This is a genomic window from Sulfurimonas sp. (genome assembly GCF_032250635.1).
GTDB lineage: Bacteria > Campylobacterota > Campylobacteria > Campylobacterales > Sulfurimonadaceae > Sulfurimonas.
The window spans coordinates 19,632-28,969 of record NZ_JAVVFL010000003.1 but is presented as its reverse complement, the minus strand read 5'-3'; the positions used below and the strand labels follow the sequence as shown (position 1 = coordinate 28,969).

Annotated in this window: 9 protein-coding genes; 2 read left to right on the top strand and 7 right to left on the bottom strand. The window is 38.3% G+C overall.

The genetic code is table 11. The features are described from left to right. Nucleotides 1-32: 32 nt before the first annotated feature. Both RQ763_RS00510 and RQ763_RS00505 read right to left on the bottom strand, forming a co-directional pair. Nucleotides 33-1,028 carry a hypothetical protein gene (locus RQ763_RS00510; RefSeq protein WP_314150463.1) on the bottom strand — a complete coding sequence of 332 codons (996 nt, stop codon included), beginning with the start codon at nt 1,026-1,028 and terminating at the stop codon, nt 33-35. A gap of 4 nt (nt 1,029-1,032) precedes the next feature. Further along, a complete protein-coding gene (locus tag RQ763_RS00505; RefSeq protein WP_314150461.1) occupies nt 1,033-1,620 on the bottom strand; it encodes a hypothetical protein in 588 nt (195 codons plus the stop codon). 145 nt (nt 1,621-1,765) lie between these two features. Here RQ763_RS00505 and gatC point away from each other — a divergent pair, with 145 nt between their 5' ends. Further along, nucleotides 1,766-2,056 (top strand): Asp-tRNA(Asn)/Glu-tRNA(Gln) amidotransferase subunit GatC, encoded by a 291-nt coding sequence (gene gatC, locus RQ763_RS00500; protein WP_314150464.1) that lies wholly within the window; start codon nt 1,766-1,768, stop codon nt 2,054-2,056. Nucleotides 2,057-2,262: 206 nt separating this feature from the next. Continuing rightward, nucleotides 2,263-3,345 (top strand): type IV pilus twitching motility protein PilT, encoded by a 1,083-nt coding sequence (locus RQ763_RS00495; protein ID WP_314150459.1) that lies wholly within the window; start codon nt 2,263-2,265, stop codon nt 3,343-3,345. 31 nt (nt 3,346-3,376) lie between these two features. On the opposite strand, the gene RQ763_RS00490 is transcribed toward RQ763_RS00495, so the two are convergent. Genes RQ763_RS00490 through RQ763_RS00470 form a run of 5 tightly spaced genes read right to left on the bottom strand, consistent with a single transcriptional unit; the run spans nt 3,377 to nt 9,249 of the window. Beyond that, the gene (locus RQ763_RS00490; RefSeq protein ID WP_314150458.1) at nt 3,377-4,378 is read right to left on the bottom strand and encodes an SAM-dependent methyltransferase; all 1,002 of its coding nucleotides are present in this window, start codon (nt 4,376-4,378) and stop codon (nt 3,377-3,379) included. Next, nucleotides 4,371-5,585 (bottom strand): TolC family protein, encoded by a 1,215-nt coding sequence (locus tag RQ763_RS00485; protein WP_314150457.1) that lies wholly within the window; start codon nt 5,583-5,585, stop codon nt 4,371-4,373. The genes RQ763_RS00490 and RQ763_RS00485 overlap by 8 nt, the downstream gene beginning before the upstream one ends. Further along, a complete protein-coding gene (locus RQ763_RS00480) occupies nt 5,542-6,726 on the bottom strand; it encodes an aspartate aminotransferase family protein (protein WP_314150455.1) in 1,185 nt (394 codons plus the stop codon). Before RQ763_RS00480 ends, RQ763_RS00485 begins: the two co-directional genes overlap by 44 nt. Next, the gene (locus RQ763_RS00475) at nt 6,723-8,459 is read right to left on the bottom strand and encodes a molybdopterin-dependent oxidoreductase (protein ID WP_314150453.1); all 1,737 of its coding nucleotides are present in this window, start codon (nt 8,457-8,459) and stop codon (nt 6,723-6,725) included. The genes RQ763_RS00480 and RQ763_RS00475 overlap by 4 nt, the downstream gene beginning before the upstream one ends. Beyond that, nucleotides 8,452-9,249: an HlyD family secretion protein gene (locus RQ763_RS00470; RefSeq protein ID WP_314150451.1), complete on the bottom strand. Its 798-nt coding sequence runs from the start codon at nt 9,247-9,249 to the stop codon at nt 8,452-8,454. The genes RQ763_RS00475 and RQ763_RS00470 overlap by 8 nt, the downstream gene beginning before the upstream one ends. Between the last annotated feature and the right edge of the window lie 89 nt (nt 9,250-9,338).

The following is a 9,338-nucleotide window of genomic DNA, read 5'->3' as shown; positions in this document are numbered from 1 at the left end:
TCTATAAAAGCCTCTAGCTCATTTGACATCGCTTACTCTACCGAGATATACTCATCGCCCACAAAGAAAATTTTTCCATCTATATAGACATACCCATCATCTATGCTTACTTCATAAACGGCATGCTCAGAGAGATCTTTTGAAAGCTCTATTATATAACCCTCTTTTTCTAAAGCGTACAACTTTTGATTGTGAACTATCATTCCCAAAAAGTGCGCAAATGGAAACTTTGACGATGCATTTTTTTGCAGATCTGAATTTAGGGAGATTATCTCACCCTGCTTTGTTGCTATATAGATATTTTTACCATCAGAGACAACATTTCTTATGTCAAAATCAGTTCTGATCTCTTTTTCTCCCAGAGAGAGTATTTTGTGTCCTGTAGCGGCAATTATTTTGTTATCTAAGAGATTGAAATATATAATATTGTTAAAGTGCTCTTCGGAGCTCACGATTACCGTTCTTAACTTTTTCTTGGTTTGTGAGTTTATAATAACTACTTTTCCATCAAGTGTCGAGAAGAGAACTAAATCATCCTTTATAGAAGGTTTTACAATCTTTGAATTCACCACTATCGGAGCATCGCCCTGCTCTTTTAAAAGAAGCGATTTATCGGCTATGGAGTAAAGTGCCATCTCATTGCTTGCAAAAAGAACCGCCAGGAGGTCATCTTTTATGCCTGCTGTTGCTATAGTTCTTTTTAAATTAAACTTCTCAACCATTTTGCTATCGGCTGCATATTGAAGTGTTAGATTGCCGTCGATGTCCGCACTCATTACCCATCCATCACTATAACCCAAAAGCTTTTGATCTTCGGGAATTATAATATCAACGACTCTGCCTTTTGCCAGAACTTTTCTATCCTCGACAAGTGCCGCTTCAGAGGCGACTCCTTCAATAGTTACGTCACTGCCTCCGCAATACTCCCAATCATCTTTGACCTCCGCGGGTTTAAAAACCTCTTTGGAGCTACATGCGCTAAAAGCAAATAGTAAAAATGCAATTATTGCTATATGTAAAATTTTCAAAATATTAGTTCACTCCATAATGCTTAAGAACAGACACCAACTCATTCAAAGATGACTCTGCTGAGACTTTTGAGAGAACTGTTTTTGCTTTATCTGCCTTGTTTTCATTCAGCAGCATTACCGCACTCTTTACCAGCGCAAGGTCTCTGTATATCGCATTTTGTTTTGATGCATACTCTTCAAGAGCAGCCGTATCTTGTGCTAATTCATACTTTGCCAAATCAGTTATAATCATAGCATCTGAGCTCTTCAAGCCCTTGAGCAGCTCAATATCACTGTTGGCTATAGCTTGTGAGTATAGCCATACATCATGCAGGTTTGGACTTAATTTTTTAAGCTCTGAGAGAGTAGCGGCATCGCTCGGGTCTGACTGTAACTTCAAAAGCACCGCATTTGCAGCTGAAACCTTACCCTCTTCATTTATGTTGTATACTATATTTGCTCCTACTACCAGAACTATTGCAACAACTGAAGCTATCATAACGTTTTTATATTTTTTTACAAATTTCTCAGTCATGACCGCTTTTTCAAAAAACTTCTCTTCGGAGTTTAACTCCTCTTTTACCATGTTTATATTCTCTTTTAAGCTCAAAAATATTCCTTTTTAATTAACAATTTTCCAAAAGTTCAAAATAATATCGCATAGTTTGTTAAAGTTTCATCAAATAGATAGATTTTTTTTGCTACAATCTACAAAAGGGCAGATACTAACGCCCATAATTGTAGAGGATGGCTGGATGCAAGTAGATGACAAACTGTTAGAGAGGCTCGAAAAACTATCGTTTTTAAAAGTCTCTGATGATAAAAGAGAAGAGATCATAAATCAACTCTCTGAATTCGTAAGCTTTGTAGATAATTTAAGTGAATTAGATACTGATGGTGTCGATGCTAAATTTGCGATGAGCGATGATGCAACACTTTTAAGAGAGGATATTGCGTATTGTAATGTGGAGATAAACGAGAGCATACTTAAAAATTCGCCTCTTAGCGATGATGGCTTTTTTATTGTTCCAAAGATAATTGATTAACTGATGTTACGCACTTTTGTAAAAAAGTTCGTAAAACACTTTATAAATCTCGAAAAACCTTTTTTTCGTAGCTTTAGGGGGTTGCAAGGGACATTTGTCCCTGCCATTAAAACGGACGAGTTCGTTTTAGTGCGTAACATTTAGTGATTAACGTAGCTTTTTTGTACTATTATAGTAAAATTTAATAAAACCAAAGGAAACCTGTTATGAGTGATGATACTAAAAAACCAATAGATATTAAAAAACTGCTCAAGAGTGTTTTGCACTTTGACTCTTCAGACTTGCACCTTGTTCCCGGAAGTGAACCGCAAATCAGAATTGACAAGTCACTAAAACCTCTTAACCTTCCTATATTACATGCCAAAGAGATAGAAGAGATGGCTTATGCTCTTATTGAAGATAAGCAGAAAAAAATATTTGAAGAGAAAAATGAACTTGACTTCTCTTTTGAGCTAGAGAATGTCGGACGTTTTCGTGCAAACTACTATAGAACCATTGCGGGTATTGCATGTGCGTTTCGTATGATTCCTATCGATATTCCGCCGCTTGAGAAGTTCAATAACAACCCAATCTTTAAAGAGCTTGTAAAGAGAGAAAAAGGGCTAATCCTCGTAACTGGACCTACCGGAAGCGGTAAGTCTACAACTCTGGCTTCTATGCTTCATGAAATCAATATTACGGTTAACAAGCATATCATCACCATCGAAGACCCTGTAGAGTTTGTTCATACAAACATAAAATCTCTCTTCTCACAAAGAGAGGTCGGCTCAGATACAAGCTCATTTGCCACTGCACTCAAATATGCACTAAGACAGGATCCAGATGTTATTCTAGTAGGTGAGATGAGAGATAAAGAGACTATTTCTGCAGCTCTTACTGCCGCTGAGACGGGTCACATAGTTTTTGGAACGCTGCATACAAACTCAGCACCGGCAACCATAAACCGTATTATCGACGTTTTTGATGCGGGTGAGCAGGCGCAGGTAAGAGCACAGCTCGCATCTTCGCTTATATCAGTTATTTCACAATCTCTGATGCCTAGAATCGGAGGCGGAATAGTTGCGACTCAAGAGGTTCTCATAGCAAATCCCGCTATTCAAAACTTAATCAGAGAAGATAAAGTTCACCAGATCTATTCTCAAATGCAGCTAAACCAGAACGAAACAAATATGACCACACAAACAGACCAACTCTTAGCGCTGCTTCGTAAAAAAGTTATCTCAAAAGAGGTCGCAATTACAGCTTCAAACAGACCTGAAGAGTTGATGAAGATAATTCACAATATGTAGAAAAACAAGGAGTGTTAGACACTTCTTGTTTTCAACTCTTTCTAACTCTTATCATTTTAAATCTTTCTCCAAGAAAATTCGGCATTATCAGTATTTTTACCTTCTCAAGCTCTTGCTTGTAAATCTTCTCATCCACTTTTGTTTTTAAAATCTCCAAAAGCTCTAAGATTCCCATATTCACAAGCGCTACCATCTGCGCTTTTAGCTCTATGAACTCTACTCCTGCCTCTTCATAAGCATCTTTTACATGTTCAAACGTCACGTCGTATGTAAGATCTAACTTTGCAAATAGCTCATCTCTTTTTATATTTTCATCAAAAAAGGGGATGACATCATGCTTAGCGTAGACTCTTAGCGAAAAATCTGGACGTGCTTGCATCTCTCCGTAGTCAAAACTCATAAACTCAAACTTATCGCACGCACCAGCCATCTCATGAGCAAACTCTTCGTAACCTACGGCTATCTCGCCTCTGTCTTTATGATACTTTTTTGCTTTTTGCTCTACCCACTCATCATCTACGTCAAAGATGACTTCATGAGTATCTACTCTGGCACTTTTACCTTTATAGTAGAGCTCACATGGGAATGCGTCAAATATCTCATTTGCTATAAAAAAGGCATTTTTACACTTTAACTCGTTTAGTGATTTGTAGTGAGTTAGTTTAACAGCATCTCCAAAACTCTCATTAAAGTAATTTTTTTGAAACTCTTGAAGTGTCTCAAATCTCTCAATAATTACAAAGTTGAAGCTCTCTAAAAGTTTAGGACGCAGTGTGTAGATAAACTCTATAACATCTGCTAAAAAGTAACCATGATGCGCGCCTATCTCGCATATTGTCGCATCCTCTGCCAAAAAGTCCTCATCGACCAGAGAGATAATATGCTTTGCGATAGTTCCGCCGAAAAATTTGCTTGTACTGACGGAGGTGTAAAAATCTCCGCCTTTTCCTATATCTTTGTATGTAGCGTAGTAGCCATCTTCACCGTAGAGCCACTCCGACATATAGTCGCTAAATCTACTAGCTTTAATCATCTTTATACATCTCATAGAGCGTAAGAAGCTCAAGCTGTCTATCCATCTCATATATCTCTACATCAATCTTTTGAATCTCCACAGAGTTTTGTAAAAGCTCTACATCATACTGAGTTTTATATCCGGCACCGAAGAGCTCTTTTGTATCTTCTAGCAGTTTCTCATATATATCTCTATTTTCAACACTCAACTGTTTTTTCTTCTCAAAATTATCTATATTTTGCATAACTTGTTCAAAGATTGCTTTTTGCTCTCGTTTTTTATCCTCAATTACAATCACAGATTTTAAATAATCTATTTTTGAAGATTCAACATCTCTAAAGGTGTTTATATCAAGAGGCAACGTTGCTCTAATACCATAGTTATAGTAATCAGTTTCGTTGGATATAGCTGTGGAACCTGGTACATATTGCTGATTTTCACTCTCTTTCCAGTTATAGCCAGCTACAAAATTGATTTGAGGAAGATATTTTGACACTGTCATATTTTTATTGTATCTGTTTTTGCTTATCTCGCTTTTAGACATGCTCAAAACCATATTATTCTCTAAAAACTCCTCTTGAGTTATTAGTTTTAGCTCTGGCACAAAAGCATTATCATATTTCATATCACTAATGGCATTGAACTTTGATATAACTCTCTCTTTGTTTGTCTCTATGTCATAGAGCGCTTGGATAACAATGTTTCTCTCGATTATTGCACTGTCTAAAAAGCCGGAATCAAGCTGACCGTTTAGATAATCCTCTTTTTTCTGCGCAAGATTAATCTCTGAATTCTCAATCTGCAGCTTCTGCTTGCTTATCTTCAAATCCATCTGTTTTATCTGGATCAAAAGTGAGACTGCCTCTTTTGCCAACTTTCTTTTTGTAACATCTGTAAAATTGTTTGAGTAAATCCTCGAAGCCTCTGCAAACTGAATTCCATAGTAGATTCCACCGCTTTTAAAGATAGGCTGATCCATCACAATCGCCGCACTCTGTTGAGTCTGCTTATTTTCATACGGATTGCTTTTTGAATAACTGTAGTTTAAATTCAGAGGCGCGATCCATGAGTCGCGAAGCTTTGAACTCTCCGCCTCATTTTTTTCATAGTCATACTTAAACTGCTCTTTTTTATTTTCAGAGATGTAGCTATCTAGCTCTTCCTCTGAAACAAGTAGCGTACTACAAAGAGTTAAGAGCGCGATTGAGAGCTTTAAAGCCTTCATCTGTTTCCTCTTTCGTGATTGTAAGTGCTGGCAAAAGTCTAAGAGTGTCACGTCCAGCTTTTAAAACTATAGCTCCCTCTTCTCTTGCTTTTGAGACTATTTTAGTAAGTGTGTCTGCATCCCTAACACGCAATCCGCACATCATTCCAATGCCAACTTTTGAAGTAAAAACATCCTTATGAGCAGCATAAAACTTCTCTAGTTCACTATCAAAGTAATCTATGCCTTCTTGAAGCTCTCCACTCTCGTTCATCTCGTTTAAAATATCCACAACCTCACATGCGGCTGTAGTACTTAAAAAGTTTCCGCCGAATGTAGAGCCGTGATCTCCTGCGCTAAAAACCTCTTTTAAAGTAGTCATAACGACACCGATAGGAACGCCGCCGCCAAGACCTTTTGCTAACGTTACAACGTCAGGCTCTATGTCGTAGTAGTTTGACGCCAAAAACTTTCCTGTTCTGTAAACGCCTGTTTGCACCTCATCGACAATGAGAAGCACATTTTTTTCTTTTAAAAATGCTGCAAGTTTTTGAACAGACTCTCTATCTAGCGGCTGAACACCGCCCTCGCCCTGAACAAGCTCAATCATAACCGCACATGTATGCTCATCCACAAGAGATGCTACATGATTGATATCATCGGCATAGACAAAGCCGTCTGGATATGGACCAAAATAGCTATGCATCTTCTCTTGACCGGTCGCTTTTACCGTTGTAATCGTTCTTCCGTGAAAAGAGTGTTGAAGCGTTATGACCTTATATCTCTTAACCTCACCGTCTTTTTCGCCGAACTTTCTCGCTATCTTTATAGCGCCCTCATTTGCTTCAGCTCCGCTATTTCCAAAAAAGCACTTCATATCGTATCCGCTTGCTTCAACTATCTTTTGCGCCGCACGAGCCTGCGGAGCAATGTAGTAAAGGTTTGAAGTGTGAGTAATATTTGAGATCTGTTTGCATATTGCGTCATTGACTCTTTTATTTGCATGCCCTACGCTGCAGACTGCTATTCCAGAAGCAAAATCTATATACTCTTTACCCTCTGCGTCAAACAGCTTTGCATTGCTGCCCCTTACAAACTCAACATCTGCTCTTGCGTACGTCGGCAGAACATATTTGTTATCCAAATCCATTATATTACTCATCTTTTTATCTCCACCCTATTTTCTTGAAATATAGCACTCTTTGTATAGAGTGCATGTTTTGAAGTTGTTAAATTATTAACGCCTCTTGTCCCGCTGTATATCAAAACACAATCGTCGCGCAAATCATCATTGTGTTTTACTTTAAGCACAACGCTGCCCGATTCTGAAGATATCACTACCATCTCCCCTTCACCAAACCCCAAAGAGCTGTGCAGGTAGACCTTCTCATCTCTGTTAAACTGAGAGTTTAGACTCGTCGGACTCTTGGAGGTGATGAGATAAAAACCGCTCTGCTCTTCATCAACTTTAGCATCAAACTCATCCTGAAAAACAAACTCTTTTGTCTTTGTATCAAAACCGTTTTTATACGGCACATCCTCTCTCTTTTCGACATACCATGAGCCATCAATCTTTTGAACTGCAAAATTTTTAAAATGCTTTAGGTAAAACTCTTCACTCTCAAGTGTAACACCAAACTCTTTGCATAGATAAGACGCTAAATCATACTCGCATATTCCGATCTCACTCTGTGCAACTTTTGGCATAAACGACATAACGTTGTGCGAATAGGAGGTTCTGACATCATCTTTGTATAAAAAACTTTTTGCAGGAATAATCAGATCGGCTACTTCACTCGTCTCATTCTCATAAAGCCCGAAGTAGACAACATTTTCAACCTTGCCAATCGACTCTCTTACCCTTTGCGAATCGGGCATCTGCGAGAGCGGGTTTGCACCTTGGATGAAAACAGTTTTAAAATCTGCAAACTCCGTATCCACTTTTGAGACTTTTTTTGCCTTTTTGTTAAACGGCGACTCTATGCCCTCTCTTGAGGCACCAAGGTAGCTTACACCACACCCCTCTTTGCCAAAAAGACCTAGCATTACGGCAAATGCGTCAATAGCTCTCATAACATCAACGCCGTCTCTGTACTTTTGAACTCCCACACCACACACTATAGCGACTTTTTTATCTTTTACCATAGCAAGGATATCTCCAAGCTGCCCCAAAGATACGCCTATCTGATCCAAAACAGATTTTATCCTGATGTTTTGCGTTAACTCATAATACTCTTCATAATCAGTTGCATAAGCATCCAAAAACTCTTCGTCGCATCCGTTTTCTATGTGCAAAAAACGACTAAGCAGCATCGCTAAAAAGAGGTCGGTGTTTGGCTTTATCTGAAGATATAGATCTGCACTCTTTGCAATTTTAGTCCTGATCGGGTCTATGACAATAATCTTTTTATCTTTTACAAGAGGCAGAAGATGGCTGGATGTCGTATGGGGGTTTCTGCCCCAAAATATTACAACCTCCGACTTTGCCACTTCGCTGATTGGCATGTTTTTATTACTGCCTCTACCCTCGATAATTCCTGCCTCACCTGCTCCATCACAAAGAGTTCCCTCTGTCAAAATAGCTCCGTAAGAAGCAAAGAAATGATCGGTGACCTCTTGCATCAAAGCAAAATTTCCGCTTCCGCGGTAGTGAAGCACTTCGCTTTTATCGCATGAGGCGATCATCTCTTTTAGTTTTAAAAGAGCCTCTTCAAGGGTTATCTCTTTGCCCTTGTATCGGGGCTTTTCAATGGTTTTGTATTTTTCATAATGATTCATATGCGGACATAAAAAGCCCTGCGTATGTCCCTCTTTCAGACCTTTTAACTTCCCCTCTTCATAGACGATTTCACAAGCATCGTAACAATCAAGCGGGCATGCGGTAACACTACTCATTTTTTAGTTCTACTTTTACAAGCTTAGAGAAGAGTTTTGGCGAATCTATGACTATCTGAGCCAGATATTTAGATATATTTTTACTATCTGCAATACTTAAAAGCCTTGAGACGCTATAAGAAGTTTTTTCGCCCTCGATGTAAACAGCTCTTTTTTTTGCGTCCAACACATCCTCTTCATCAAGGTATATGCTAAGAAGTGCTTTGGAGGTATTTGCGATTTTTGCCAGCGGAGCGGCAACTCCTACGACTTGACCCGGTTTTACGAGCATCTCATAAAGAACAAACCCATCTGCTACCAAGTTTTTATCTTTGATACTTCTCTCAAGCTGAACCTCTCTAAGCCTCAAATCAGATATCTGAGCTTTTAAGTTCTGAATCTCTTTTCTCGTGTTTAGGTATAGATTTTCACTTGTAATTAGGTCGTAAAATTCTCTATCCTTCTCAACCGAAGACTTAAACTTCAATGGCTCTATTTTTCTATAATTCTCTCTTTTTTTCACAAGTGAATCTTCCAGATTTACCAAAACAGCTTCACTCATCTCCAGAGAGTTTTTTATATACATAAGCTTCTCTCTTATAAGCCTTAACTCCTTCTCATCAACCTCAGAATCAATCTTTATATATGGCTTAGATGTGAGCAAAGTTCCAACTAAAGCCTCGTCTGCACTTAAAATTAGACCTGAAACATTTGCTGATATGTCTCTTATCTCGTAAGGCTCAACTTTTGCGTAATATATTTTTGCGTGTGTGAGGGTAAGAAACAGAGCAAGTAGAGTAAAAATTTTCATTCAACACCTTTTACAAGGTTGCCCTTGATTAATTAAGCACATTTTACCATTTCATTATTAACATTCAAGCATATTTCATCATTATTTTG

Coding starts and splice junctions, on each gene's coding strand:
- RQ763_RS00480 (WP_314150455.1), bottom strand. CDS start 6,726: ATGAGTAATATAATGGATTTGGATAACAAATATGTTCTGCCGACGTAC.
- RQ763_RS00495 (WP_314150459.1), top strand. CDS start 2,263: ATGAGTGATGATACTAAAAAACCAATAGATATTAAAAAACTGCTCAAG.
- RQ763_RS00485 (WP_314150457.1), bottom strand. CDS start 5,585: ATGAAGGCTTTAAAGCTCTCAATCGCGCTCTTAACTCTTTGTAGTACG.
- gatC (WP_314150464.1), top strand. CDS start 1,766: ATGCAAGTAGATGACAAACTGTTAGAGAGGCTCGAAAAACTATCGTTT.
- RQ763_RS00475 (WP_314150453.1), bottom strand. CDS start 8,459: ATGAGTAGTGTTACCGCATGCCCGCTTGATTGTTACGATGCTTGTGAA.
- RQ763_RS00490 (WP_314150458.1), bottom strand. CDS start 4,378: ATGATTAAAGCTAGTAGATTTAGCGACTATATGTCGGAGTGGCTCTAC.
- RQ763_RS00470 (WP_314150451.1), bottom strand. CDS start 9,249: ATGAAAATTTTTACTCTACTTGCTCTGTTTCTTACCCTCACACACGCA.